The 24175-nt window shown below is 59.7% G+C and carries 24 protein-coding genes and 1 pseudogene; 14 read left to right on the top strand and 11 right to left on the bottom strand.

The features are described from left to right. Positions 1-24: 24 nt before the first annotated feature. The 5 genes from B3F77_RS10245 to B3F77_RS10225 all read right to left on the bottom strand — a co-directional run bounded on the left by B3F77_RS10245 (position 25) and on the right by B3F77_RS10225 (position 7417). Positions 25-3312 carry an efflux RND transporter permease subunit gene (locus B3F77_RS10245; RefSeq protein WP_293604857.1) on the bottom strand — a complete coding sequence of 1096 codons (3288 nt, stop codon included), beginning with the start codon at positions 3310-3312 and terminating at the stop codon, positions 25-27. 11 nt (positions 3313-3323) lie between these two features. Then, a complete protein-coding gene (locus B3F77_RS10240; protein ID WP_293604856.1) occupies positions 3324-4532 on the bottom strand; it encodes an efflux RND transporter periplasmic adaptor subunit in 1209 nt (402 codons plus the stop codon). Continuing rightward, positions 4529-5230 (bottom strand): TetR/AcrR family transcriptional regulator, encoded by a 702-nt coding sequence (locus B3F77_RS10235; protein ID WP_293604855.1) that lies wholly within the window; start codon positions 5228-5230, stop codon positions 4529-4531. Before B3F77_RS10235 ends, B3F77_RS10240 begins: the two co-directional genes overlap by 4 nt. A 141-nt stretch (positions 5231-5371) precedes the next feature. Continuing rightward, on the bottom strand, positions 5372-6148 hold the full coding sequence (locus B3F77_RS10230; protein ID WP_293604854.1) for a YdcF family protein: 777 nt from the start codon (positions 6146-6148) through the stop codon (positions 5372-5374). 72 nt (positions 6149-6220) lie between these two features. Beyond that, complete coding sequence (locus B3F77_RS10225; protein WP_293604853.1) at positions 6221-7417, bottom strand: acyl-CoA dehydrogenase; 1197 nt, start codon at positions 7415-7417, stop codon at positions 6221-6223. Between the two features lie 143 nt (positions 7418-7560). Here B3F77_RS10225 and B3F77_RS10220 point away from each other — a divergent pair, with 143 nt between their 5' ends. Both B3F77_RS10220 and msrA read left to right on the top strand, forming a co-directional pair. Continuing rightward, positions 7561-8553, top strand: a complete 993-nt coding sequence (locus B3F77_RS10220) for a LysR substrate-binding domain-containing protein (protein WP_293604852.1) — start codon at positions 7561-7563, stop codon at positions 8551-8553. Then, positions 8550-9089 carry a peptide-methionine (S)-S-oxide reductase MsrA gene (msrA, locus tag B3F77_RS10215; RefSeq protein WP_293604851.1) on the top strand — a complete coding sequence of 180 codons (540 nt, stop codon included), beginning with the start codon at positions 8550-8552 and terminating at the stop codon, positions 9087-9089. Before B3F77_RS10220 ends, msrA begins: the two co-directional genes overlap by 4 nt. 3 nt (positions 9090-9092) lie before the next feature. Here the strand turns inward: msrA and B3F77_RS10210 are convergent, their stop codons facing one another. Further along, on the bottom strand, positions 9093-10094 hold the full coding sequence (locus B3F77_RS10210; RefSeq protein WP_293604850.1) for a succinylglutamate desuccinylase/aspartoacylase domain-containing protein: 1002 nt from the start codon (positions 10092-10094) through the stop codon (positions 9093-9095). 114 nt (positions 10095-10208) lie between these two features. Between B3F77_RS10210 and B3F77_RS10205 the strand changes: the two are divergent. The 4 genes and pseudogenes from B3F77_RS10205 to B3F77_RS10190 form a co-directional block, all read left to right on the top strand. Continuing rightward, positions 10209-10602, top strand: a pseudogene (locus B3F77_RS10205) (AEC family transporter); the annotation flags it as partial. Positions 10603-10654: 52 nt separating this feature from the next. Further along, positions 10655-11017, top strand: coding sequence for a DMT family protein (locus B3F77_RS10200; protein ID WP_293604849.1), 363 nt, complete (start codon positions 10655-10657; stop codon positions 11015-11017). 181 nt (positions 11018-11198) lie between these two features. After that, the gene (locus tag B3F77_RS10195; RefSeq protein ID WP_293604848.1) at positions 11199-11846 is read left to right on the top strand and encodes a DUF47 domain-containing protein; all 648 of its coding nucleotides are present in this window, start codon (positions 11199-11201) and stop codon (positions 11844-11846) included. An 88-nt stretch (positions 11847-11934) separates the two neighbouring features. After that, positions 11935-12945, top strand: coding sequence for an inorganic phosphate transporter (locus B3F77_RS10190; RefSeq protein ID WP_293604847.1), 1011 nt, complete (start codon positions 11935-11937; stop codon positions 12943-12945). 191 nt (positions 12946-13136) lie between these two features. Here the strand turns inward: B3F77_RS10190 and B3F77_RS10185 are convergent, their stop codons facing one another. Both B3F77_RS10185 and B3F77_RS10180 read right to left on the bottom strand, forming a co-directional pair. Beyond that, the gene (locus tag B3F77_RS10185; RefSeq protein ID WP_293604846.1) at positions 13137-13595 is read right to left on the bottom strand and encodes a hypothetical protein; all 459 of its coding nucleotides are present in this window, start codon (positions 13593-13595) and stop codon (positions 13137-13139) included. Between the two features lie 7 nt (positions 13596-13602). Continuing rightward, positions 13603-14139 (bottom strand): GNAT family N-acetyltransferase, encoded by a 537-nt coding sequence (locus tag B3F77_RS10180; protein ID WP_293604845.1) that lies wholly within the window; start codon positions 14137-14139, stop codon positions 13603-13605. Between the two features lie 198 nt (positions 14140-14337). Between B3F77_RS10180 and rpsP the strand changes: the two genes are divergently transcribed. The 6 genes from rpsP (at position 14338) to B3F77_RS10150 (ending at position 18631) form a co-directional block, all read left to right on the top strand. Then, a complete protein-coding gene (gene rpsP / locus B3F77_RS10175; protein ID WP_293604844.1) occupies positions 14338-14589 on the top strand; it encodes a 30S ribosomal protein S16 in 252 nt (83 codons plus the stop codon). Positions 14590-14604: 15 nt separating this feature from the next. Next, a complete protein-coding gene (gene rimM / locus B3F77_RS10170; RefSeq protein WP_293604843.1) occupies positions 14605-15222 on the top strand; it encodes a ribosome maturation factor RimM in 618 nt (205 codons plus the stop codon). 77 nt (positions 15223-15299) lie between these two features. Next, on the top strand, positions 15300-16079 hold the full coding sequence (trmD, locus tag B3F77_RS10165) for a tRNA (guanosine(37)-N1)-methyltransferase TrmD (protein WP_293604842.1): 780 nt from the start codon (positions 15300-15302) through the stop codon (positions 16077-16079). A 130-nt stretch (positions 16080-16209) separates the two neighbouring features. Beyond that, entirely contained in the window at positions 16210-16575 is a 366-nt protein-coding gene (rplS, locus tag B3F77_RS10160) for a 50S ribosomal protein L19 (RefSeq protein WP_293604841.1), read from the top strand. A 222-nt stretch (positions 16576-16797) separates the two neighbouring features. Then, on the top strand, positions 16798-17505 hold the full coding sequence (locus B3F77_RS10155) for a CoA pyrophosphatase (RefSeq protein WP_293604840.1): 708 nt from the start codon (positions 16798-16800) through the stop codon (positions 17503-17505). A 106-nt stretch (positions 17506-17611) separates the two neighbouring features. After that, positions 17612-18631: a CobD/CbiB family protein gene (locus B3F77_RS10150; RefSeq protein WP_293604839.1), complete on the top strand. Its 1020-nt coding sequence runs from the start codon at positions 17612-17614 to the stop codon at positions 18629-18631. Positions 18632-18698: 67 nt separating this feature from the next. On the opposite strand, the gene rsgA is transcribed toward B3F77_RS10150, so the two are convergent. The 3 genes from rsgA to B3F77_RS10135 are packed head-to-tail and all read right to left on the bottom strand — an operon-like array spanning position 18699 to position 21273. Then, complete coding sequence (rsgA, locus tag B3F77_RS10145) at positions 18699-19661, bottom strand: ribosome small subunit-dependent GTPase A (RefSeq protein ID WP_293604895.1); 963 nt, start codon at positions 19659-19661, stop codon at positions 18699-18701. Between the two features lie 5 nt (positions 19662-19666). Next, entirely contained in the window at positions 19667-19987 is a 321-nt protein-coding gene (locus tag B3F77_RS10140; protein WP_293604838.1) for a 4a-hydroxytetrahydrobiopterin dehydratase, read from the bottom strand. Then, entirely contained in the window at positions 19984-21273 is a 1290-nt protein-coding gene (locus B3F77_RS10135; RefSeq protein WP_293604837.1) for a M48 family metallopeptidase, read from the bottom strand. Before B3F77_RS10135 ends, B3F77_RS10140 begins: the two co-directional genes overlap by 4 nt. Positions 21274-21308: 35 nt before the next feature. Here B3F77_RS10135 and orn point away from each other — a divergent pair, with 35 nt between their 5' ends. Both orn and B3F77_RS10125 read left to right on the top strand, forming a co-directional pair. Then, positions 21309-21872: an oligoribonuclease gene (gene orn, locus B3F77_RS10130; RefSeq protein WP_293604836.1), complete on the top strand. Its 564-nt coding sequence runs from the start codon at positions 21309-21311 to the stop codon at positions 21870-21872. Between the two features lie 417 nt (positions 21873-22289). Continuing rightward, on the top strand, positions 22290-24167 hold the full coding sequence (locus tag B3F77_RS10125; RefSeq protein ID WP_293604835.1) for a DEAD/DEAH box helicase: 1878 nt from the start codon (positions 22290-22292) through the stop codon (positions 24165-24167). Positions 24168-24175 lie beyond the last annotated feature (8 nt).

The following is a 24175-nucleotide window of genomic DNA, read 5'->3' as shown; positions in this document are numbered from 1 at the left end:
CGACATCGAGAGAAACCCCTTATTTTAGACGTGGTGTGTAACGATATCCGGACTGGCGTCAGCCGCTACAGCTGGCGACGCAAGGTGCGCTTTCTTGCTGAACTTGCGCTTGAACCACTGGGCCAGATCATCCATGTAGCAGTAAGTCACGGGCACCACGACCAGGGTCAGCAGCGAGGAGGTGATCACGCCGCCAATCACCGCCTGGCCCATGGGGGCACGCTGCTCCGAGCCCTCCGTCAAGGCAAAGGCCAGTGGCACCATGCCGAAAATCATGGCCAGTGTGGTCATCAAAATGGGGCGCAGCCTGACCTTGGCGGCCTGCAGCAAGGCTTCGCCGCGTTCCATGCCGGCGACGCGGCGTCCGTCCGCGTCCGTCCGGTCTTCGCGCATGCGGATGGCAAAGTCGATCAGCAAAATGGCGTTCTTGGTGACCAAGCCCATCAGCATGACCACCCCGATGATGGAGAATATCGACAGCGTCGAGCGGAACAGCAGCAAGGCCAGCACCACCCCAATCAGAGTCAGCGGCAACGAGGTCATCAGCGCCATGGGCTGCAGAAAGCTTTTGAACTGGCTCGCCAGAATCATGTAGATGAATAAAATGGCCATCACCAGCGCCGAGACGGCATAGCCAAACGATTCCGCCATGTTCTTGGTGGAGCCGCTGAATTGATAGCTGTAGCCCGGTGGAAAATTGAAGCCGTCCAGCGCTGCCTTGATGTCGTTGGACACTTCGCCGGCCGAGCGGCTGTAGACATTGCCGTTGATGGCCACCTCGCGGGTCAGGTCGCGCCGGTTGATCTGGTTGGGACCGGTGGATTCCTTCACGCTTGCCACCTGGCTGAGCCGCACGATGCGCGCGGAGCCATCGGGGTTGCTGCCCAGGGCGCTGCTGGTAAAAGGCAAGCGCTCCAGGTCCTGCGGTGTGTTGCGCGCTTCGGGCGCGAGGCGCACATTCACATCGTAGGTCTGGTCGTCGGGTGCGCGCCAGTTGCCCACGGTCTGCCCTGCGACCAGGGTGCGCAGCGAAGCGGCAATCTGCGCCACCGACAGCCCAAGATCAGACGCGGCATCGCGCCGCACATCCACTTCAATCACCGGCTGGTCGGCTTTGACGCTGGAGTCCAGGTCCACCAGCCCGGGAATGCCCTGGATTTTTTTCGTGATGAGGCGCGTCAGGCGCTCGAGTTCCTTAAAGTCCGGCCCCAGCAGCGAAAATTCGATCTGCTTGTTGCCGCCCACGGCATCGAGCAGGCCGACGTGGGTGACGGTGATGCCCGGCACCTGTTTGAGCCGCTCGCGCAGCACGCCCGACATGTCGTCCACACTGCGCGTGCGCGCCTTGCGGTCCACCAGGCGCACATACAGGCTGGCGTACATCTTGCCCTGCGCGTTGCCAGTGTTGAGGGTGGCCAGGGTGTACTTCACCTCGGGAAACTCGCGCACGATGGCTTCAACCTGGCGGGCCTTGGCTTCGGTGGTTTCGAGCGAGGAACCCACAGGTGTGTAAAAGTTGAGCGTGGTTTCCGAGAAGTCGGCCTTGGGGACAAACTCGGTGCCCAGCAACGGCACCATGACAATGCTGATCGAAAAAATCACCACGGCCAGCGCTAGCGTGGCCAGTTTGTGAGCCAGCGACCAGCGCAAAATACCCTGGTAACTGTCGATCAGAGAGTCGGTCGCGCGGGCAAACCAGCCGGTGACGCGGCCAATGGTTTTATCGTAAAACGTTACCGGCGCATGATGCTTGCCATGCGCTTCAATGGCCGGGTCGTGCCAGAGGCTGGACAGCATCGGGTCCAGCGTGAAGCTCACGAACATCGAGAGCAGCACGGCCGCCACAATGGTGATGCCGAATTCGTGAAAAAACTTGCCGATGATGCCGCCCATGAAGCCAACGGGCAGGAAAACCGCGACGATCGAAAAGCTCGTGGCCAGCACAGCCAGGCCGATCTCCTGCGTGCCGTCCAGTGAGGCCTGGTAGGGCGTTTTGCCCATCTGTACGTGTCGCACAATGTTCTCGCGCACCACAATCGCATCGTCAATCAGCAGGCCCACGCACAACGACAGGGCCATCAGCGTGATCATGTTGATGGTGAAGCCAAATAAATTCATGAAGAGGAAGGTGCCGATGATCGAAATCGGCAGCGTCAGCCCGGTAATCACCGTGGAGCGCCATGAATTGAGAAACAGGAACACGATCAACACCGTCAGCAACCCGCCTTCGATCAGCGTGCGGCGCACGTTCTCAACCGCCACGCGAATCGGGCGCGAACCGTCGGTAATCAGCTCAAGCCGTGCGCCGGGAGGCAGTAGCGGCTGCATCTCGGCGACGGCCTTGTTCAGTCCGTCCACCACACCGATGGTGTTTTCGTCCTGGGCTTTTTGCACGGTCAGCAGCAAGGTGCGCTGGCCGTTGTAAAGCGCCAGGCTGTCGAGTTCCTGGGCGCCATCGGCGATACGTGCGACCTGGCTAACCGTGATGGGCGCACTGCCACCGCTACCAGTAGCCAGCCCTTTGCGCGCCACAATGATCTTGCCAAAGTCTTCGGGGCGCTTCATGCGTGCATCGATCTTGACCACGCGCTCCTGTGTCAGCGAGCGGATCGCGCCCACCGGCAAGTCCTGGTTCTCGTTGCGCACCGCATTGACCACCTGGTCGGCCGTGATGCCGACCGATTCCAGGGCTTGCGGATTGAGGTAGATGTTGATCTCTCGCTTGGTGCCGCCGACCAGCGTGACCGAGCCCGCGCCGCGGACATTTTCAAGGCGTTTTTTCAGCACCTGGTCGGCCCAGTTGGTCAGCTCCACTGCGGATGGACTGGCCGCGCCTTGTTGCACTGCTCCGCCTTCCTTGGTGGCAAGCGTGGGGGCCGGCAACACGGCGACCGACCAGATGGCGCGGCTTGCCGGATCAAAGCGCAAGACGCGCGGCTCTTTCACCTCGTCGCGAAAGCTGGGCCGGATCGCGGCAATCTTTTCGCGCACATCTTCTGCCGCCTTGCGCCCGTCGATATAGAGCTGAAACTCGATGATGACGATAGCCTGGCCTTGGTAGCTGCGCGAGGTCAGGGCATTGATACCGGCAATCGAATTGACGCCTTCTTCAATCTTCTTGGTGACTTCGCTTTCAACGATCTCGGGCGAAGCGCCGGGGTAATCGGCCGTGATCACCACCACCGGTAAGTCGATGTTGGGAAACTGGTCCACCTGCATGCGCTGGTAGGAGAATAGTCCGAGCACCACGATGGCCAGCATGACCATGGTGGCAAACACCGGATTCTTGAGGCTGACCTGCGTGAACCACATGGGTTGAAGCCTTAAGGCGCTGGTTTGGTGACGGCCGACGCATTTGCCGGGGCACTCGTCGCCGGGCTTGCCTGCTCGGCGGCCAGCGGCGTAAACCGGACCTTGGTTCCTTCACGTAAAGCGCCCATTTCGCCGCGCATCACCAGCGCGCCTTCGGCCAGCCCCTTGACGGCGACGACCGCTTCGCTGCCGGTCGTGCCGCGCGCCCCGAGTTCTACCGCGCGGTGGACCACTTGCCCATTTTCAACCGTCTGCACATAGGGCGCGGGCTTGTCGGTGCGTACCGCGCTGACCGGAACCGACAGCCCTGATGCACGCGTCGTGCTCAGCGTTCCCTGGGCGAAAAGACCCTGGCGCAAGGGCAGCGCAGTGCCGCCGCCCGCATTGTCAATGCTCAGGTAAACCAGCACGCTGCGGCTGCCCGCTTGCGCGCTGGGGTTGATGCGCACGACTTTGGCACCGATGGCTTGCGGGCTGCCTTCGATCTGGAGTTCGGCACTCTGGCCCACGCGCACTTCCACGGCGTCGCTCGCGCTCAAAGCGGCTTCCAGTTCAAGGCGGCTCAAATCCACCACTTCGACAATTCTGGCATCCACGCCCACGCGCTCGCCCGGCTGCGCCAGACGCTGCGACACCTGTCCGGAAATGGGCGCCTTCAGCACCGTGTCAGCGACCGATTTGGCGGCAATCTCGGTGGCGGCCAGCGCCGCTTTGTAGGTGGCCTGCGCCGCGTTGAGGTTGGCCAGCGACAGGTCCAGGGCTGTCCTGGAGATAAAGCCCTGGTCCACCAGTGCCTTGTTGTTGTCGTACTGGCGCTGCACCACCTCCACTTGCGCTTTGGCCGATTCGGCCTGCTCCCTGGCCTGCCGCACGCGCGAGAGGTACTCGCTGGCCTCAATGTGTGCGATCACCTGGCCTGCCTTGACGAAATCGCCTTCGCGTAGCGTCAGGCCCTGAAGCTCTCCCGCCACGCGCGCCTTGATCACGGCGGAATTGACGGCCTTGAGTGAACCCGAAACAGCCAGCCCCTGAACCACTTCGCGGGTTTGAGCCGTTACCACGTCGGTGGCGGCGAGTTCCACCAGCCCCTGGTTTTTGGCCGCGCTGGCAGTGACCAGCGCCTGCTGCTGGGCTTTGCGTGCCGAGAGCGCGCTTAGCACACCGCCCACAACGAGCAGGATGACGACAAGGGCCACCGCCCATTTGATCCAGCGCTTCATGCTCGGGTTTTCTCAGGGCCTTGACCCGAATCGCCAGGCGGCTGGCTCAGGCCATGCAGAATGGTGCTCAATTGCGCGGCGATGTATTTTTTGGGATCCATCTCAACATTGTCTGGAACGCAAACACCCATGGAGTGTTTGGCCAGAATCAGGAAGATCATGGGTGCCACCACGCTGTAGACGGCATAGTCCAGATCCATGTTGCGGAATTCGCCACGATCCATCCCGCGCTGCAGAATGCGACGGATCAAGGCATGGCCGGGCCGTATGACCTCCTGCTGGTAGAAAGCGGCAATGTCCGGGAAATTCTTGGCCTCGCTCACCATCAGCTTGTTGATACCCGAGGCCCGGGTAGCACCCACGCCCTCCCACCAGGCGCTCATGCAGTAGCTCAGCATCTCGGCGGTGCTGCCTTCAAAGGAGTCGAACTCGTCGTTCCATTCCTTGAAGCGGCCGGAAATGTTCTCACGCACCACGGCCTTGAACAGCTCTTCCTTGCTTTGAAAGTAGAGAAACAGCGTGCCCTTGGAAACTCCGGCGCGCACTGCGACTTCCTCAACCCGGGTCGCGGCAAAGCCTTTTTCAACGAAGAGGTCCAGCGCCGCATCGAGCAGTTCGCCCGGCCGTGCCTGTTTGCGCCGTTCGCGCTTGGCGCTGAATGCGGTGGACTTGTCGCAGAATGATTTGGAGAGTGACATTTTTACTGACTGGCTGGTTAGTAATGTAGCTTTTTACCTTCCGAGCGTCAAGCTGGCGCGGTCAAGTCCCCATCACTGGCGGTCGCGCGCCAGGTTCAACCCGCTCAAGCCGTCAAGCCACGCAGCCGTGAGGGGCTCCCGTCAAAGGAGAATGAAGCGGCCTGCGGCGAGCGCCAGCCACTCGCGCAGCACCTCCCGCGAAGCCAGCAGGCCGTTCGCAGAGGGCAGCCATTCCAGAAGATCACGCTCGACCGGAAGGATAAAACCGGTAGGCGCAGGCGTCACGGTCAGGCCGGCCCGCTCAAACGCGGCGACAGCGCGCGGCATGTGCCACGCATCGGTCACCAGCGCAATGCGCTGCACGCCATCACGCTGAAGCAGCGGTGTCAGCAGGCGCGCATTGCCCGAGGTGTCGCGCGACTGCGCTTCCAGCCAGCGCAGTGCCACGCCGTAGTCTTGCTGCGCCACGCGAGCGGCCACCTCGGCTTCGGAGGCTGCCTGCGCGCCATTGGCGGCCCAGCCCACGCCACCGGTAAAGGCCACGGGCAAACCCGATTGCCGCGCCAGCGCAATGCCATAACGCAGCCGGGCCGCCGTAGCGGCGCGAGGCTGGGACTGGCCGTATTCGGGTGCCTCGGGCAGCAGGCCGCCGCCGAGTACGACGATGGCCTGCACTTGGCTGGTTTCAAGTTGTGCTGCGGAGGTCGGTGCAAACTGCGGCAGTGCATTGCGCGCCAGCCACACGGCTATGCCATGGCAACTGAGAAGCCAGAGCAGAACCAGTGAGAGCGCCGCCAGCGCGAGGCCGCCGCGTCTTCTTTTGAAAGCCAGCAGCAGCCCCAGCAATGCCAGCAGCAGCGGCGCCAAGGGCGGCAAGGCCAGGCTGGTCAGCAAGGGTTTGAGTGTGCCAAAGTCCATGTTTTGCTACAAAATAAATAGCTGCTTATGCCCGTTGTTATTGGGCTATAGCCATAAAATACTATAAAAATGTTAGAAAAAAGCCTGCAGCCCCGTCTGCGCCCGGCCGAGGATCAGTGCATGCACATCATGCGTGCCCTCGTAGGTATTGACGGTTTCCAGGTTGATCATGTGGCGGATCACGTGGTATTCATCGTGAATGCCGTTGCCGCCGTGCATGTCGCGCGCCATGCGGGCAATGTCGAGCGCCTTGCCGCAGTTGTTGCGCTTGATCAGCGAGATCATTTCGGGCTGGTCCTTGCCCTCATCCATCAGGCGGCCCACGCGCAGGCAGGCTTGCAGGCCCAGCGTGATTTCGGTCTGCATGTCGGCGAGCTTCTTTTGAATCAGCTGGGTTTGCGCCAGGGGGCGGCCAAACTGCACGCGGTCCAGCGTGTACTGGCGGGCCCGGTGCCAGCAGTCTTCAGCAGCGCCCATCACACCCCAGGCGATGCCGTAGCGGGCCTTGTTCAGGCAGCCAAACGGGCCCTTCAGGCCGCTCACATTGGGCAACAGATTGGCTTCGGGCACAAACACATCGTCCATCACGATCTCGCCGGTGATCGACGCGCGCAGGCTCATCTTGCCTTCGATCTTGGGGGCGGTCAGGCCCTTCATGCCTTTTTCAAGAATGAAGCCGCGAATCGCTTCCTGGCCGCCGACCTTGCCATCGGCATCGGCCAGTTTGGCCCAGACCACAAACACGTCGGCAATCGGGCTGTTGGTGATCCACATCTTGGCGCCATTGAGGGTATATCCGCCGTCCACCGGCTTGGCGCGCGTGATCATGCTGGCCGGGTCTGAGCCGTGATTGGGCTCGGTCAGGCCAAAGCAGCCGACCCATTCGCCGGTAGCCAGCTTGGGCAGGTACTTCAGGCGCTGGGCTTCGCTGCCGTAGGCATTGATCGGGTGCATGACCAGCGAACTCTGCACGCTCATGGCGCTGCGGTAGCCGCTGTCCACGCGTTCCACTTCGCGCGCCACCAGGCCGTAGCTCACGTAATTCAGGCCGGTGCAGCCGTAGCCTTCAATGGTCGAGCCCAGAAAGCCCATGGCGCCGAACTCGTTCATGATCTCGCGGTCAAACTTTTCGTGGCGGGCGGCCATCAGCACGCGCGGCTGCAGTTTTTCCTGGCAGAAGGCATGCGCGGCTTCGACGATGGCGCGTTCGTCGTCGCTGAGCTGCTCTGACAGCAAAAATGGGTCTTCCCAGTTGAATTTGGCTTTCATGGCGGATGTCCTCTTGGTGTTTGGAATGCTTTGCAAAGTGTAGGGCCTGGCGCCCCGGGGTTGGCCTTGCGCTCCTATTGTTGGACGGGCATGGATACTTGTCTAATATCAAAATTTGATTTAACGATACATTATTTATATCCATGGAATTTCGTCATCTGCGTTACTTTCTGGTTCTGGCTGAAGAGTTGCACTTCGGCAGGGCCGCGCGGCGTTTGTCGATTTCCCAGCCGCCGCTCTCGCTGAATATCCAGCAACTGGAGGCCTCGGTCGGGGCCCGCCTGCTGACGCGCAACAGCAAATCGGTGCAACTCACGGCCGCCGGCCAGGCGTTTGTGCCTGCGGCGCGGGCTCTGCTTGAACAAGCGGCCCAAGCGGCCAGCCACGCCAGAGACGTGGGGCAGGGCATGGCTGGCAGCCTCACCATCGGTTTTGCGGGCACCATGCTGTACAGCGGCTTGCCGAAGATTCTGGAACGGTTTCAGGCCGAACATCCCTTGCTGCGGCTGATGCTCAAGGAGCTCAGCTCCAGCGAGCAGCTGATTGAGCTGTCCCATGACCGGCTGGACCTGGGGTTTGTACACACCACGCGCGTGCCGCCCGAGCTGTCACAAACGCTTGTTGCCAGTCAGGCCTTTGTCTGCTGCCTGCCCGCAGGCCACGCGCTGGCGGGCAAGCGCTCGCTATCCCTTAATCTTTTGCAGGGCGAGCCATTTGCCGTGGTCTCGCGCACGGTGTCGCCTGACTACCATGAGCGCATTCTGGCGATCTGCACCGAAGCCGGGTTTTACCCAGAAATACGCTATGAGCTGCGGCACTGGCTGAGCGTGGTGTCGCTGGTGTCGCAAGGCATGGGCGTCGCGCTGGTACCGGCGGCGCTACGCCAGTCCGCCATGGCGGGCACTGCCTTTGTGCCGCTGGATACGGCCACCACGCCTTACGACACCCACTGCCTATGGAAGACCGCCCGTGACAACGCGGCGCTGGCAGCGTTTGTCAATGCGGTGCGAGCGGCTTCCGGCCAAGCCGCCGGAAAGACGGCAGGGCAGCAAATGGAACAAGAAAAAGCTAAAGTGACGGCGTGGAACCCGGCCGGGAATCAACGAGCCAGTAAACCCAAGGAAATCATCCCATGAATGACTTGCAGACCATCACCTTGGGCGGCGGCTGCTTCTGGTGCACCGAAGCTGTATTTGTCAAAGTGCGCGGTGTCACCGATGTCGAGTCGGGCTACAGCAACGGACGTGTTGAGCGGCCCAGCTACGAGCAGGTCTGTACCGGCCAAACCGGGCATAACGAGGTCGTCAAACTCACCTATGACCCGGCAGACATCACGCTGCGTGAAATTCTCGAAATATTTTTTGTGATCCATGATCCGACCAGCCTGAACCGCCAGGGCAATGACGCGGGCACGCAGTATCGCAGCGGCATCTACTATTCAACAGCGGAGCAAAAGCAGGTGGCCGACGACATGATCCGCCAGATGAGCCAGGACAAACTGTTTGGCACACCCATCGTGACCGAAGTGCTGCCGCTCGCCAATTACTGGTCGGCCGAGGCCTACCACCAGGATTATTTCGAGAACAACCCCAACCAGGGTTATTGCGCTTTTGTGGTGGGCCCCAAAGTCGAAAAATTCCGCAAGACTTTTGCCGCGCGCGTCGAGGACTGATTTTCAGGCTCGGCGCTGGGCAAAATAAAACCACTCCTGCGCCACTTCGGCGCGCGGATTGGGAAACACCACAAACCCGTCTGCAGGGGCCTTGACCTCTGCGCCGCTGTGACGAACGCCAATCACTTCGCCGGTTTTCACGGCGTCAAAACTGCGCCATTCGCGGCGGAACCTGTCGCCCGCATGCTCGCGGTCCGTCACGTCGACCAGGCGCAGGATTTCTCTGTCCGTCTGCACCGGTGCCAACGGCAACGAGGAGATACCCAGCAAAGCCAGTGTTTGCAGAATGGCATGGCGTGCCACCTGCACCGCCTGAGGATCGTCGTGCTGGCCACATTCCAGCGTCACCGCATAGCCGCCGCGTGAGCGCATGTATTCGGTCGTTCCCACGCCGTAGTTGGGGTCGGTCACCAGGGTTTGTGCGCGGCTGTTTCCCGCGGTGAGGGGTGCTGCGGCGCGTCGTTGTACGCCCCGCGCATAGGTGTCCAGCCAGCCTTCCACAATGCGGTGCGGCCCGGTGTGGAGGGCCAGCTGCATTTCTTCGGCCGCCCGGGCAAAGGGCTCTAGCTCGCCGCTGTTGTTTTGCGGGCCAATCATCACGAATGGGGCACCGCCGGTATGGAAGGAGTGCAGGTCCAGCAGCGCGTCGTGCGATTCGAGTAAGGGGCACAGCATGTTGGCGATGCGGCCTTCGAAATCCTGCGGAATCGCACTGGGCGCCATGTTGCGGTTGAGGTTGCGCTCGCCGGTGCGTTGTTTGAGCTGGTAGGCCAGCGGGTTGGTGATGGGCACAAAAGTCACTGTGCCGCGCTCCACGGCCAGCTCGCCGCTGTCGAGTTCTGCCAGGAGCTGCGTAATGGCGCGCGTGCCGCACACTTCATTGCCATGCACCGCGCCCAGCACCAGCAGGCGTGTCCCGGGGGCTAGGCCGCAGTAGCTAAGGGTGCGCAGGTGGGAAGGCCGGCGGGTGGCCGGGGCCGGCGTGGCAATGGTGGGATTGGTCATGGTGAGGTGCGCCTGGAACAGGTTTTTCAAAAACGATGAAGGCCAAGTTTATGCCCTGTTTTGCAAAAAAATATTGGCGCTCGGGGCGTTGGGAACGGGCGCTAAGATTGCGCCATGAACCCGCTTGTTTTTGTGTCGCTGCTCCGGGTTGTTTTGTTGATTGCTACAGGTTTTATAGCTGGTCGCACAGGCTGGATAAGGGCGCAGGCCATTAAATACCTCTAAAACCTGGTTTTTTTGCTGCTCGCGCCTGCCCTGCTTTTTCGCACCATGAGCCGGGTGCGTATCGAGCGACTCGACTTCAAGCCCGTGGTGGCTTATTTCCTGGCTGTCGGCATCCTGTTTACCGGTACCTTGCTGGTGCAAGGCTTTAACCGCCGCGCTGCTGGCCAATACCTACTCCAACACAGTGATGATTGGCATCGCACTGATCGGTTTGATATACGGGCCCGCGGGGCTGGTCACGCTGTTGACGCTGGTCTCTGTGCATTCGCTGGTGCTGCTGACCCTGGTGCTGCTGCTAGTCGGGCAACCTGTATGAACTACTGGAGAACTGTTTGATGCAATTCCTGCAATCGCTTCCTGTATCGGCCCAGACCATTGGCCTGCTGCTGCTGTCCAATGTTTTCATGACCTTTGCCTGGTATGGGCACCTGAAGAATCTGGCGACGTCGCCCTGGTACATCGCTGCGCTGATCAGCTGGGGTATTGCCCTGTTTGAGTACATGTTTCAGGTGCCGGGTAACCGGATTGGCTTTACCCAGTTCAGCGTGGGCCAGCTCAAGATCATGCAGGAGGTGATCACGCTGAGCGTGTTTGTGCCTTTTGCCGTGTTTTATCTGCACGAGCCGCTCAAGCTGGATTACTTGTGGGCCGCACTGTGCATGGTGGGCGCGGTGTACTTCATTTTTCGCAGCGCCTGAATTAGCCCCCACGCTTGTCCCTTCGCATACTGCGCTGCCCCCCGATGGGGCGTCTTTTCCTTGGGGCGGCCCTACGGAAAAGGGTTCGCGCCGCGGCTGGTCAGCGGTGAAAGCCTTGCCGGTTAAACTTCCGGCAGTTACAAAAACGTCTTATTTTTGACTTAATTCCTGAGGAGCTGACATGCTGTTTAGCAAATTTTTGCCGCGAGAAGGCAATTTTTTTGAGATGTTCAACCAGCATGCAGACCGGATTGTGGAGGCTGCCCATGCCTTCTCGAATATGGTGGCCAACTACAGCGATGTACAAAAGCGTGAAGCGTTCAACCGCGAAGTGGACAACGCCGAGCGCGCCGCAGACCGCATCACCCAGGAGGTCAACCGCGCGTTGCACAAGACCTTTATCACCCCGATCGACCGTGACCAGATCCATTCGCTGATCAACACCATGGACGATGTGGCCGACCTGATTCAGGACTCCGCCGAGACCATGGCGCTCTACGACGTGCATCACATGACCGAAGACATCGTTCGCCTGACCGATTTGAGCGTCAAATGCTGCGAGCGGCTCAAGGATGCCGTGGCGCTGATCGAAAAAGTGAGGGATGCGGCGACAGCTGAGGCGGCGCTCAAGACCTGCGAAGAGATCGACAGGCTCGAATCCGACGCCGACCACGTGATGCGTTCGGCCATGAGCCGCCTGTTTCGCGAAGAGTCCGATGTGCGGGAGCTCATCAAGCTCAAAGCGGTTTACGAATTGCTGGAGACCATCACCGACAAGTGCGAGGACGTGGCCAACCTGATCGAGGGCATCGTCCTCGAGAATTCGTGATGCCTCCCGTGTTTGCGGCATCGTCGCTGATCTGTCCCGCTAGCGGATGCAATTTCTGTTGGGGTGGTCTGGTGCAGGGCACAAAATCATGAGCACAGCACAAACAGCCCTGTGGGTGGTGGTCATGCTGGTAATTTTGGCCATTGCCTTCGACTTCATGAACGGCTTTCACGATGCGGCCAATTCGATTGCGACGGTGGTGTCTACCGGCGTACTCAAGCCCGGGCAGGCCGTCATGTTTGCAGCCGCTTTTAACCTGATCGCGCTGTTTGTCTTCCATCTCAGTGTGGCGGCCACTGTGGGCAAGGGCATTGTCCAGCCTGGCGTGGTTGATACGCACGTGGTGTTTGGCGCGCTGATGGGTGCCATCGCCTGGAACCTGGCGACCTGGATTTACGGCATTCCCAGCAGTTCGTCGCACGCGCTGATAGGCGGCATTGCGGGCGCAGTGATTGCCAAGGCCGGCGCCCAAGCGCTGATGTCGGGAGGCATTCTGAAGACGGTGGCTTTTATTTTTATATCACCCCTGCTGGGTTTTGTGCTGGGCTCCCTGATGATGGTGCTGGTGTCGTGGGTCGGCCGCCGCGCAACACCTTCGAAGGTTGATCGCTGGTTCCGTCGCCTTCAGCTCGTATCTGCAGGGGCTTACAGTTTGGGCCACGGCGGCAACGATTCGCAGAAAACCATCGGCCTTATCTGGATGTTGCTGATCGCGACCGGCTATGTCTCGTCCAGCGACGCTTCGCCACCCACCTGGACGATTGTGAGCTGCTACCTCGCCATTGCGGCGGGCACCATGTTTGGCGGCTGGCGCATTGTGAAAACCATGGGCCAGAAAATTACCAAGCTCAAGCCCGTGGGCGGTTTTTGCGCTGAAACCGGTGGCGCGTTGACGCTGTTTCTGGCGACCGCGCTGGGCATTCCAGTGTCCACAACACACACCATCACGGGCGCCATTGTGGGCGTGGGCTCCACGCGGCGGGCCTCAGCCGTGCGCTGGGGCGTAGCCGGCAGGATTGTTTGGGCCTGGATTTTTACCATTCCCGCCTCCGCCTTCGTGGCGGCGATTGCCTATTGGGTCAGCCTGCAGATTTTTTAAGTCACAGCCTGCAAAGGCACTGCAATTTTCGGCAGGGCAGCCCCAAGCAAGCACAGCCCCCTCGGGGGGCAGCGCAGTACGCGAAGCGACAAGCGTGGGGGCCGAAGTGCGCCGCGCAGGGCAGCCCCAAGCAAGCACAGCCCCCTCGGGGGGCAGCGCAGTACGCGAAGCGACAAGCGTGGGGGCTATATTTACTGGCTGATTTTCCGGGCTTCTTCGACCTGGTATTCGAAGTAGCGCTGGAAGCTGAAAACAATGCTGGACATCAATGAAATGGTCCCAAACAGCAAGGCAAACACGGCCGCACCTATGGTGAGCCAGTTGGTGTGGCCGGCTACTGCGTCGGGGGCGCCGGGATTGTGCTGTGCATTCCATTTTTCAGGCGACATCAAGCCGTAGTAAATAGCGGTCAGTGCGGTTCCAGCCAGCGTAAAACCCAGCATCGGAATCAGTACCCAGGCCAGGTGGTCGTCCTGCCCGTAAAGCCGTACGCGTTCAACGCCCCACCAGCCCAGAGCGGCGGCGATGGGGTGCATCCACGCCCACAGGTCACTCAAGCCAAAAAGGTACAGGCGGTGCAGCCCCAACTGACCGCCGATGAGGGCCAGCCAGGCGGCCGCCGTTTTGTTTTTTACGGTGCGTGGATGCATACAGGGATTATGGGGTGGGCAGATCGAGTGGTGGCTGAGTGTCGCCCAGCCCGAGGGTTTTTTCCATGATGACGATGTCACGCCACGCGCCGAATTTCCAGCCGCAGGAATTGATGGTTCCGACCTGCGTGAAGCCCACCGCCCGATGAACACCGACGGACCCTGCATTGGTCGAATCGCCCACGATGGCCATCACTTTGCGAATGCCCACGGCCTCACAGCGTGCCAGCAGTTCGGCCAGCAGGGCACGGCCAAGACCCTTGCGGTGCAGATCCGGGGCCAGGTAAATCGAGTCCTCCACTGAATACCGGTAAGCCGGACGGGGCTTGAACCAATTGCCGTAGGCAAACCCGGCAATCTTTCTGCCCTGCTCGGCGACCAGGTAGGGCAGGCCCTTGGACAGGACATCGGCCCGGCGCATGGCCATGTCGGCCACGTTTGGGGGCTCGGTTTCAAAAGTGCCCGTACCATGAAGCACGTGATGTGCGTAGATGGCGGTGATGGCGGGAATGTCTTCGTCGCGGCTGGGTCGTATGAGAGGCATGTTGGTCAACAATTCAAGGTTAGATTCGTGAGTGGAGGGTGGCGGGTTTAATTGATTTTTGGCAAAACGCGATAGTGTCGTACGGCAGGTTATACTATTGGGCTTTGCAGCATTTCGCTGGCCGGGTGCCATGTCGTGTGTCTCAAGCGCTGCAGGAATATTTGGGGTGTTTTTACCCCACCACCCGAAGGATAAATCATGGTCGTCATTCGACTTTCACGCGGCGGTTCTAAGCACCGTCCATTTTTCAATATTGTTGTGGCTGACAAACGCGTTCGCCGCGATGGCCGTTTCATCGAGCGCATCGGTTTTTACAACCCGATTGCCAAAGGTGGCGAAGAAGGCCTGCGCATTGCGCAAGACCGTTTGACGCACTGGATCGGTGTTGGTGCCCAAGCGTCCCCCACCGTTGAGCGTCTGGTCAAGCAGGGCGCCGCCAAGGCCGCCTGATTTTTAGAAGTTTTGATGCTGCCCGGCCTTCAGCCGCCCGCGGGTTTGACTCCTTCAAGCCTTCCGGACGATGCCATTGAAGTCGGGCGCATTCTGGATGCGTGGGGTTTGAAAGGCTGGGTGAAAGTCTTGTCGCATAGCGCCGATCCAGAAGCACTCTTCTCGGCCAAATCCTGGTTTTTACAGGTACCTGACGCCAAATTTCGACCGGGCTTCACTGCATTTTCCGGCACGGTTTCCCTTGGCGTGGACGAGGTCAAAACCCATTCCGGTTCGGTGGTCGCCAAATTCAGCGGTGTCGACGAGCGCAATGCCGCTGAGGCATTGCGTGGTGCCCGGATTTTTCTGCCGCGCAGCAGTTTCCCAGCCGCTTCCAAAGACGAGTATTATTGGGTCGACCTGATCGGCTTGAACGTGGTCAACCGCGAAGGCGTGGCCTTGGGGCTTGTACGCGACCTGATGGCCACCGGCCCGCACTCGGTGCTGTGCGTTGAATACACGACCAGCCAGGAAGATGGCATAAGCACAAAAGCCACCGTAGCCGAACGCATGATTCCTTTTGTCGCGGCCTACGTGGATGCGGTGGATATCGCTGGCAAACGCATCACCGTTGACTGGCAACCCGACTATTGATGTCTCAGAGGCTGTAGCAGGGCAGATTGCCCTGACCTATTCCGCGCCGTAACCCAGACGCGCAAAATAGCCCTTCCATGCGCTTTGATGTCATTACCCTGTTTCCCGAGCTTTTTGCGCCGTTTCTTGTCAGTGGCGTAACCCGTCGTGCCTACGAAGCGGGCCTTGTCGAGGTCAGGCTCTGGAACCCTCGCGACTTCGCCGAGGGCAATTACCGTCGCGTGGACGACCGGCCATTTGGCGGCGGTCCCGGCATGGTGATGATGACCGAACCGCTCACGCGGTGCCTCGAAAATGTGCGGGCCGAGCGCGCCGCTAGCGGTGCCGCAGTTGTGCCCACCGTCCTTTTTTCCCCCGTGGGCCAGGTCCTGAACCACGCCAGCGTAGAACGCTGGTCAGCCAGCAGCGGCGCGGTGCTGATTTGTGGCCGCTATGAGGGTCTTGACCAGCGTTTCATAGAAACCTATGTCGACCGCCAGATCAGCTTGGGCGATTTCGTGCTGTCGGGCGGAGAAATTGCCGCGATGGCGCTGCTGGACGCCGTGGCCCGACTGCAGCCCGGGGTTTTGAACGACGAAGGCAGCCACCAGATGGACAGCTTCAATCCGGCGCTTGATGGGCTGCTGGATTGCCCTCATTACACCCGGCCGGAAGTTTGGCGCGGCCAGCCTGTGCCAAAAACCTTGTTGTCTGGCAACCACGCTCACATCGAGCGCTGGCGTCGTGAACAGCGGCTGGCCTTGAGCCAGCAACAACGCCCGGAGTTGGTGCAACAAGCGCGAGTGGCCGGTCATTTGAGCGCAAGCGACGAGGCCTTCCTTGCCGATTTGATCGAAAATCCGGAGAAGGATTCGTAAATTGCTATAATTAAAAACTTTTCGATCCTCTGGCGGCCACTGCAACCATCTGTCCATCTTCTGATGAAACCATGGATTTGCGGTCTTTAGCGTAGCGCGTGAATGAACGAAAAAGTTAGTTGGAAAAACCATGAATCTGATCGAAACCCTTGAGCAGGAAGAAATTGCTCGCTTGAACAAAACCATTCCTGTTTACGCACCTGGCGACACCGTCATCGTGAGCGTGAACGTGGTTGAAGGTACCCGCAAGCGTATGCAGGCTTTTGAAGGCGTGGTGATTGCCAAGCGCAACCGCGGCCTCAATTCAAGCTTCATCGTCCGCAAAATCTCCAATGGCGAAGGCGTTGAGCGTACCTTCCAGCTCTACAGCCCGCTGATCGCCAAGATCGAAGTCAAGCGTCGCGGTGATGTACGCCGTGCCAAGCTGTACTATTTGCGCAGCCGCAGCGGCAAGTCGGCGCGTATCAAGGAAAAGCTGGGCGCCAAAGCTGCATAAAAGCAGTTTACGCCCTCGAAAAGCCGCTCTTCCGGGCGGCTTTTTCTTGCCTGCTGGTACCCTAACTTGGAGATAGAGGAACACAATGAAACCGATGGATTTTTCTGTCTGGCTAGGCGAGAGGAGGCGACATAGCCCCAGCTACGACAACAACGCCAGACGGGAAAAGACGGGTTTTCATGTTTCTTTATTTCTGAGTTGCGGTACTAAGCTGTGACACGTATGACCTTCACCAAGCCATTGCCAAAATTTGATCCTCGCAGCATTCCGGTGCTGGGGATCGATGACCACCTTGCGGGCGTAGCGCTGGAGCGCCTTACGCCGCAGGCCATGCGCGAGCGCTTTAGGCATCCACCGGTCTGGACGCCCGAGCACAGCGTGGAAAAGAAATTTGCCGATCGGGAGCCGGCTCCTGCGGCGGTGCTGCTGCCCCTGGTGATGCGCAACGAGCTCACCCTGTTGCTGACCGAGCGGACCACCAACCTTTCTACCCATTCGGGACAGATCGCCTTGCCCGGCGGCCGCACCGACGAGTCCGATCAGGATGCGGTTGACACGGCCTTGCGGGAAGCGCGGGAAGAAATCGGCTTGCCGCGGGGTCATGTGGAGGTGCTGGGCACCTTGCCGACCTATGTCACGGGTACGGCCTTCATCATCACACCGGTGGTCGCACTGGTGAAACCTGGGTTCGTGCTGCAGCCCAACCCGGGGGAGGTGGCGGATGTATTTGAAGTGCCACTCTGGTATTTGATGAATCCCGCCCATCACCGCCGCCACGAGATCGAATTCGACGGCGGGATACGCCAGTGGCTCTCCATGCCTTACACCGATCCTATGGCTGAGACTGACAGCAGCGAAGCCAGAGAGCGCTACATCTGGGGAGCAACCGCCGGCATGCTGCGCAACCTCTACCGATTCCTGAGCGCTTAAGGAGCCTGTGCAGAGGTTTGTTGGCCGTGCGGGTGGCAGGGTGGGCGACAAAGCCTGGGTGTGGACGTAAAGCCTCAGGAAGTGCGAGAGACCGTTATGATTCGGCATGAGCTTTTTTGCTGTTTTGTTTGCACTCATCATCGAACAGGCCCGGCCACTGGCCCGCGGCAACTGGGTTCATGCCGGTTTTCGGAGGTGGGCACGTTGGGTCAATCGCAACCTGGATGCCGGTAAGCCCCACCACGGATGGTTGGCGTGGACGGTGGCAGTGCTGGTTCCTGCGCTGGTCACGCTGCTGATTCACTGGCTACTGTGGCGTGTGAGTGTGTTGCTGGCTTTTGCGTGGAGCGTGGCAATTTTGTATATCACGCTGGGTTTTCGGCAGTTCAGCCATTACTTCACCGACATACGCGACGCGCTGGACGACGGCGATGAAGCCACGGCACGTGAGCTGCTGGCGCAGTGGCGCCAAGTGGATGCGAGTGAATTGCCGCGCAGTGAAATCGTCCGCCACGTGATTGAATACTCGGTGCTTGCTGCCCATCGCCATGTGTTTGGTGTGCTGGGCTGGTTTTCAGTGCTCGCTGCGCTGGGTCTGGGACCTGCGGGCGCGGTGCTGTACCGCATGAGCGAATTTGTCTCGCGTTACTGGGGCCACACAAGCAAATCCCCCGGAGAAGGCGCCAGCCCGGCACTGCAACTGGTCGCCACCCGTGCCTGGGGTGCCATCGACTTTGTGCCCGCCCGCGTCACGTCGCTGGGGTTTGCGGTCGTGGGAAGCTTTGAAGATGCCATTGATGCCTGGCGCAACTACAACCAGCGCTTCCCGGCTAATGCACCCGCCGCCGCCGAAAACCGCAACGACGGCATCATTCTTGCGGCCACCTCCGGGGCGGTAAATGTGCGGCTCGGCGGTGAAGCGCTCAAGGCCGCATTGGCACCCGATGCATCGCCGGGGTTTGAGGCCGGTGGGCTGGATGCTGAGGACGGCACCGTCACAGTGTCCACCCCAGGCCGCGAGCCTGAAGTGGCGCACTTGCGCAGCGTTGTGGGGCTGGTGTGGCGTTCCGTGGTGCTCTGGATGGTGCTGCTTGCACTGTTGACCTTGGCGCGCTTGCTGGGCTGAGCATTCCCAGGTGGCTGGCCTGCGCCTCAGCGCTTCACCACGTGCTTTCCCGTACTTCCGATGGTTTTCAGTACCGGGTCTGCGACAGCTCGGCAAACAGCTCGCTATACAAACGATAGCGGCTTGCGCTTATGCTGCTTGGGCTAGCAGTCGATTTAACCTCTGAAATCACACCGCAGCCTGGCTCATGCAAGTGCGTGCAGTTGTAGAACTTGCAGTCCTGCGCATGGGCCTTGAAGTCGGGCATGTAGTTGGCCAGCTGCATAGGCTCAATGTGGTTCAGGCCAAATTCCTGGAAGCCTGGCGAGTCGATCAGTGCGGTGGTCCTCGCATCGTCCACCCAGTACAGCGTCGTGCTGGTGGTAGTGTGCTTGCCCGAGTTCAGGGCTTGGGATATCTCGGCCGTCAGCACCCGCGCATGGGGCACCAGCAGATTGGTCAGGCTGCTTTTTCCGGTCCCTGAAGGGCCCAGTACCAGTGTCTTTTTTCCCCGCATCAGGTCCAGCAGCTCGGAGGTCTGTGCCTCGTCGGGAAGGGCTGTGGCGGTTTTTGGCTTGATCGCAAGCGGCAGCATTTTGTAGCCCATGGTCCGGTAGGGCGCCAGCTTGGTCCAGGCGCGCCCAAACGGCTCGGTCAGGTCGCTCTTATTTAGCGCAATGATGGGGGTAATGCGTTCTGCTTCAGCGGCAATCAGGGCCCGTGTCAACTGGCTTTCCGAGAACTCTGGCTCTGCGGCGATCAGGATGAGGACTTGGTCTAGATTGGCGGCAAACGACTTGGTGCGCATCTCGTCCTGCCGGTAAAACAGGTTGCTGCGCTCCTCTATTTTTTCGAGAGTGCCTTCATCCTGCGAAGGCAGCCACCGCACGCGGTCGCCGACCACGGCCTGGTTTTTCTTGCCACGCGGGTGGCAGATCACGCGCTGGCCGGTTTCCGTTTCAACCAGAACATGGCGGCCAAAACTGGCCACCACCAGGCCAGGCTGGGTGCCCAACACCGGCGCAGCGCCCGAGCGTGCCTGTTGGGCCAGTTTGCTCAAACCAGCAAGGCGTCAACCTTGGACGCGCAGAAAAAGTCACTGACTGAAATGCCCTTCACATCGTGCGTGTTGAAGCGAACCGTGCATTGGTTGTAGCTCACCGCCAGATCCGGGTGATGGTTTTCGGCATTGGCTATGAAAGCCACTGCATTCACGAAACCAATGGTCTCGTGGTAGTTTTTGAAGGTGAAGGTTTTTTCCAGCGCGCCGTCGATCAGGCGCCAGCCCAGTGCCTGCTCGCCGTTGAGCTTGCTCAGTTGCGTGACAATTTCCGTAGCGCTCAGGGACCGGCGGTTTTGATGAATGGGATGGCTCATGGCACTGCGCTTTCGACAGCATGGGCCATGCGTCCCAAGCGTTCGGCGGCGGGTGGGTGGGAATAGTAAAACTTCACAAACACCGGGTCGGGCGTGAGCGTGCTGGCATTGTCCTGGTACAGCTTGAGCAGTGCGCTTTGCAAATCCTTGCCGTTCGTTTGTGATACGGCGTAGGCGTCGGCCTCAAATTCATGCTTGCGCGAGAACCGAGCAAACACCGGTGAGATAAAAAAGCTGAAGAGTGGCACCACCAACAAGAACAACAGCAAGGCCAGCGCGTCGTTGGCCTCTGAAAGGTTGGGCTTGACACCCATCCCGGTATAAAACCAAGCTTGTGATGACAGCCAGCCCAGTAGCGCAAAGCCAGCCAGGCTCATGGCAAACATCGAAATGATGCGTTTGAGGATGTGTTTGTGCTTGAAATGGCCCAGCTCATGCGCCAGCACGGCGTCAACCTCACCGGGGCTCAGTTGCTTGAGCAAGGTGTCGTAAAACACCACGCGCTTGGCCGCGCCAAAACCGGTGAAATAGGCGTTGGCGTGCGCCGAGCGCTTGCTGCCATCCATCACAAACAGGCCTTTGGCCGCAAAGCCGCAACGCTGCATCAGGGCCGTCACCCGCGCCTTCAGAGCTTCATCTTCCAGCGGCTTGAATTTGTTGAACAACGGCGCAATCACGGTGGGAAAGAGTACCAGCACCAGGAGGTTAAAACCCATCCATGTGCCCCAAGCCCAGAGCCACCAAAAACTGCCTGCGCTACCCATCAGCCACAGGATCAGGGCCACGATCGGCAGGCCGATTGCGAGGCCCACCAGCGCGGACTTCGCGAGGTCGGCCAGCCAGAGCCGGAACGTCATTTTGTTGAAGCCGAAGCGCTCTTCAATTCTGAAGGTGCTGTACAGGGAGAAGGGCAGGTCCAGCAGGCCGCTAATGACGCCGAACGCCGCCAGCAATGCCAGCTGCGGCACCAGACTGCCGTGAGCGGCCAGTCCCGAATGGATCAGCGCCTGGTTCAGCGCATCCATGCCGCCCAGAAGCGTCCAGCCCAGCAGCAGGGCTGCAGCGAAAGCCGTTTCCAGCAGGCCAAAGCGCGCTTTGGCCACGGTGTAGTCGGCTGCTTTTTGGTGCGCCTGGAGGGAGATTCTGGCTGCAAACGCAGTGGGTACGCTGTTGCGGTGGCCCGCCACATGGCGTATTTGCCGTGAAGCCAGGTAGAACTTCGTGAGCAATCCCAGCACCAAAATGGCTGAAAACAGCAGGGTAAAGACAAGTGAATAGCGGGACATCATCAGGAGTTTAGGTCATCAGCGAGAATCGCAAGATGCCTGAAATTGAATTCACTCTCAAAAAATCAGACCAGAACCTTGTCTGGCTGGACTGCGAAATGACCGGTCTCGACCCGGAAAAGGAACGCCTGATCGAAATCGCCGTGATCGTCACCGGCCCGCAACTCACGCCGCGTATCGAAGGCCCGGTACTGGCCATCCACCAGTCCGACGAGCTCCTGGGGCAGATGGACAAGTGGAACAAGGGCACCCACAGCCGCAGCGGCCTGATCGACAAGGTCAAGGCCAGCACGTTAACTGAAGAAGAAGCCGAAAAGCAGTTGCTGGTCTTTCTCGCGCAGTACCTGCCTAAAGGCACGTCGCCGATGTGCGGCAATACCATCAGCCAGGACCGGCGCTTTCTGGTCAAGTACATGCCCAAACTTGAAGCATTTTTTCACTACCGCAATGTCGATGTCAGCACCTTCAAGGAACTGGCCAAACGCTGGCGGCCCGAGGTTTACAGCGCTTTCAAGAAGCGCCAAAAGCATACCGCCCTGGCTGACGTGAATGAATCAATTGACGAACTTGAACACTACCGGGAACACTTTTTGAAGTGAGTCTCAGGAATTTTAGATAAATTAGGCCTCTAGCCCAATAAGCGCGGGCACAAGAAGCTCCTGAAATAATAGCAGGTCAGTCACGGAACGGCTCGCCGCAACGTGGCTCCATAACCTTTGGAAAACCGGGGAATTGGTAGAAACCCGCAAACCGTGGCATAATCACGGGCTTGCAGTTGCACAGGGTGTGCTGCATTTGTACATCTACCTCACACTTTTGGACTCTACTAACAGAGTCACCGCTTCAGGCACCGGTTTACCGGAGTCGCCTGGACCGAAATATTCGTTTGATGGTTGATGTTTTATTAACCATGAACGAAGCCTTCTGCATCGCGGGAGGTGAAGTTTCCTGCTGCACTTTTACTTTTTTGGCTACCTGTCAAAAGCGTCGTGCGCAGGTGATTAGTGAGAAAAAACATGACTGACTCTTTTGAGGCTCGTGGCGACTTTTTGTCCGAAGCCATTACCGACACCATTTCCGATATCGAAATCAACGTGATTCCGGACTTTTCCGACGCGCCTGTTGATGCAGAAACCTCGCTGGAAGCCATTGCGCCCGAGCCCAACGGCTTCGTGAAGCTGGGCCTGGCCAGGGAACTGCTGCAAGCCGTGGCCGACATGGGATTTACCCAGCCCACCGCGGTGCAGCTGGCGACCATACCCAAAGCCATGCAGGCGCTGGATGCCGACCCAAAGGCAGAAAAATTCACCGATCTACTGGTCTCCAGCCAGACCGGTAGTGGCAAAACTGCAGCCTTCCTGCTGCCCGTGCTGCACACCCTGCTCATGCAGCAAGTTGAAGCCGAGCGCCATGAACGCGCTGAATTTGAACGCCTTAGCGCGGAAGCCATCGCCAGAGGCGAAGCGCCTCTGAAAAAACCCAAGCGCAAAGACCCGACCAACGCCCGCAATTTCAAAGCCGCCACGCCCGGCGCGCTGATTCTCTGCCCGACACGCGAGCTGGCCCAGCAAGTCTGCGCGGACGCGATTGATCTGGTTCGTCATTGCCGCGGCTTGCGCATTGCCAATGTGGTGGGCGGTATTCCTTACCAGTTGCAAATTGCCAAGCTGCAAAATGCTGACCTGGTGGTGGCCACGCCCGGCCGTCTGCTGGACCTTCAGCGCAGCATGCAGATCAAGCTCGACAAGGTGCAATTCCTGGTGGTTGACGAAGCTGACCGTATGCTGGACCTCGGCTTTGCCGACGACCTGACCGAGGTCAACCAGCTGACCATTGAGCGCAAGCAGACCATGATGTTCAGCGCCACCTTTGCGCCGCGCATCATGCAGCTGGCTACCCGCGTGATGCGGCAGCCGCAGCGCGTGGAGATTGACTCTCCGCATGAAAAACACGCTTCGATCACGCAATCCCTGCTGTGGGCCGACAACATGACGCACAAGCGCAAGCTGCTGGACCACTGGCTGCGCGACACCACCATCAACCAGGCCCTCGTGTTTGCCTGCACGCAGGTTGAATGTGATGGCCTGGCCAATGATCTGGTGCAAGAAGGCTTTAGCGCCGTGGCGCTGCATGGCGCTTTGGGCCAGGGTCTGCGCAACCGCCGTTTGATGGCTTTCCGTGACGGCCGCGTGCAGGTTCTGGTGGCCACCGATGTGGCCGCCCGCGGCCTGGATGTGCCGACCATCACCCACGTGATCAACTACGGCCTGCCGATGAAAGCTGAAGACTATGTGCACCGCATTGGCCGTACCGGCCGTGCCGGCCGACAAGGTCAGGCGATCACGATTGCCGAATTCCGCGACCGCCGCAAGATTCAGGATATTGAGCACTACACGCAGCAAAACCTCAAGCCCAGCGTGATCGCCGGTCTGGAGCCGCAGCAGCGTTTTGCGCCAACCTCCGAGCGTCCACGCGGTAATTTTGGCAACGGTCCTGACCGTGGTGGTCGCAATTTTGGCGGCGGCGGCTTTGCTGGCCGCAAGCCAGCAGGCGGCGGTTCGGGTGGCGGCTTCGGCGGCAACCGTGATGACCGTGGTGGCTCCTTCCAGGGCCGGCCAGCAGCGCCTCAGGGCAATGCTTATGCGGACCGCACCAGCTTCAACGACCGCGGCCCACGCCGTCAGGACGACCGCGGATTTGGCGGCGGCAACAGCAACAGCAACAGCTTTGCGCCGCGTGAAGACCGTAACTTTGACGCCCGCAACGAAGGCTTCGCACCTCGTCCTGATTTTGCAAACCGTAAACCCGGTTTCGCCAAACCAGCTGGCAAGGTGTTTGTGCCGCGCGATGCAGCAAAAAAGGCTGGCAAGTTTTCCAAGCCCGTACGTGACTGATGGTGGCT

It is taken from the genome of Polaromonas sp. UBA4122 (assembly GCA_002381615.1).
GTDB lineage: Bacteria > Pseudomonadota > Gammaproteobacteria > Burkholderiales > Burkholderiaceae_C > Polaromonas.
This window is presented reverse-complemented; position numbering and strand designations above follow the sequence as displayed.

Coding starts and splice junctions, on each gene's coding strand:
- B3F77_RS10245 (WP_293604857.1), bottom strand. CDS start 3,312: ATGTGGTTCACGCAGGTCAGCCTCAAGAATCCGGTGTTTGCCACCATG.
- B3F77_RS10240 (WP_293604856.1), bottom strand. CDS start 4,532: ATGAAGCGCTGGATCAAATGGGCGGTGGCCCTTGTCGTCATCCTGCTC.
- B3F77_RS10235 (WP_293604855.1), bottom strand. CDS start 5,230: ATGTCACTCTCCAAATCATTCTGCGACAAGTCCACCGCATTCAGCGCC.
- B3F77_RS10230 (WP_293604854.1), bottom strand. CDS start 6,148: ATGGACTTTGGCACACTCAAACCCTTGCTGACCAGCCTGGCCTTGCCG.
- B3F77_RS10225 (WP_293604853.1), bottom strand. CDS start 7,417: ATGAAAGCCAAATTCAACTGGGAAGACCCATTTTTGCTGTCAGAGCAG.
- B3F77_RS10220 (WP_293604852.1), top strand. CDS start 7,561: ATGGAATTTCGTCATCTGCGTTACTTTCTGGTTCTGGCTGAAGAGTTG.
- msrA (WP_293604851.1), top strand. CDS start 8,550: ATGAATGACTTGCAGACCATCACCTTGGGCGGCGGCTGCTTCTGGTGC.
- B3F77_RS10210 (WP_293604850.1), bottom strand. CDS start 10,094: ATGACCAATCCCACCATTGCCACGCCGGCCCCGGCCACCCGCCGGCCT.
- B3F77_RS10200 (WP_293604849.1), top strand. CDS start 10,655: ATGCAATTCCTGCAATCGCTTCCTGTATCGGCCCAGACCATTGGCCTG.
- B3F77_RS10195 (WP_293604848.1), top strand. CDS start 11,199: ATGCTGTTTAGCAAATTTTTGCCGCGAGAAGGCAATTTTTTTGAGATG.
- B3F77_RS10190 (WP_293604847.1), top strand. CDS start 11,935: ATGAGCACAGCACAAACAGCCCTGTGGGTGGTGGTCATGCTGGTAATT.
- B3F77_RS10185 (WP_293604846.1), bottom strand. CDS start 13,595: ATGCATCCACGCACCGTAAAAAACAAAACGGCGGCCGCCTGGCTGGCC.
- B3F77_RS10180 (WP_293604845.1), bottom strand. CDS start 14,139: ATGCCTCTCATACGACCCAGCCGCGACGAAGACATTCCCGCCATCACC.
- rpsP (WP_293604844.1), top strand. CDS start 14,338: ATGGTCGTCATTCGACTTTCACGCGGCGGTTCTAAGCACCGTCCATTT.
- rimM (WP_293604843.1), top strand. CDS start 14,605: ATGCTGCCCGGCCTTCAGCCGCCCGCGGGTTTGACTCCTTCAAGCCTT.
- trmD (WP_293604842.1), top strand. CDS start 15,300: ATGCGCTTTGATGTCATTACCCTGTTTCCCGAGCTTTTTGCGCCGTTT.
- rplS (WP_293604841.1), top strand. CDS start 16,210: ATGAATCTGATCGAAACCCTTGAGCAGGAAGAAATTGCTCGCTTGAAC.
- B3F77_RS10155 (WP_293604840.1), top strand. CDS start 16,798: ATGACCTTCACCAAGCCATTGCCAAAATTTGATCCTCGCAGCATTCCG.
- B3F77_RS10150 (WP_293604839.1), top strand. CDS start 17,612: ATGAGCTTTTTTGCTGTTTTGTTTGCACTCATCATCGAACAGGCCCGG.
- B3F77_RS10140 (WP_293604838.1), bottom strand. CDS start 19,987: ATGAGCCATCCCATTCATCAAAACCGCCGGTCCCTGAGCGCTACGGAA.
- B3F77_RS10135 (WP_293604837.1), bottom strand. CDS start 21,273: ATGTCCCGCTATTCACTTGTCTTTACCCTGCTGTTTTCAGCCATTTTG.
- orn (WP_293604836.1), top strand. CDS start 21,309: ATGCCTGAAATTGAATTCACTCTCAAAAAATCAGACCAGAACCTTGTC.
- B3F77_RS10125 (WP_293604835.1), top strand. CDS start 22,290: ATGACTGACTCTTTTGAGGCTCGTGGCGACTTTTTGTCCGAAGCCATT.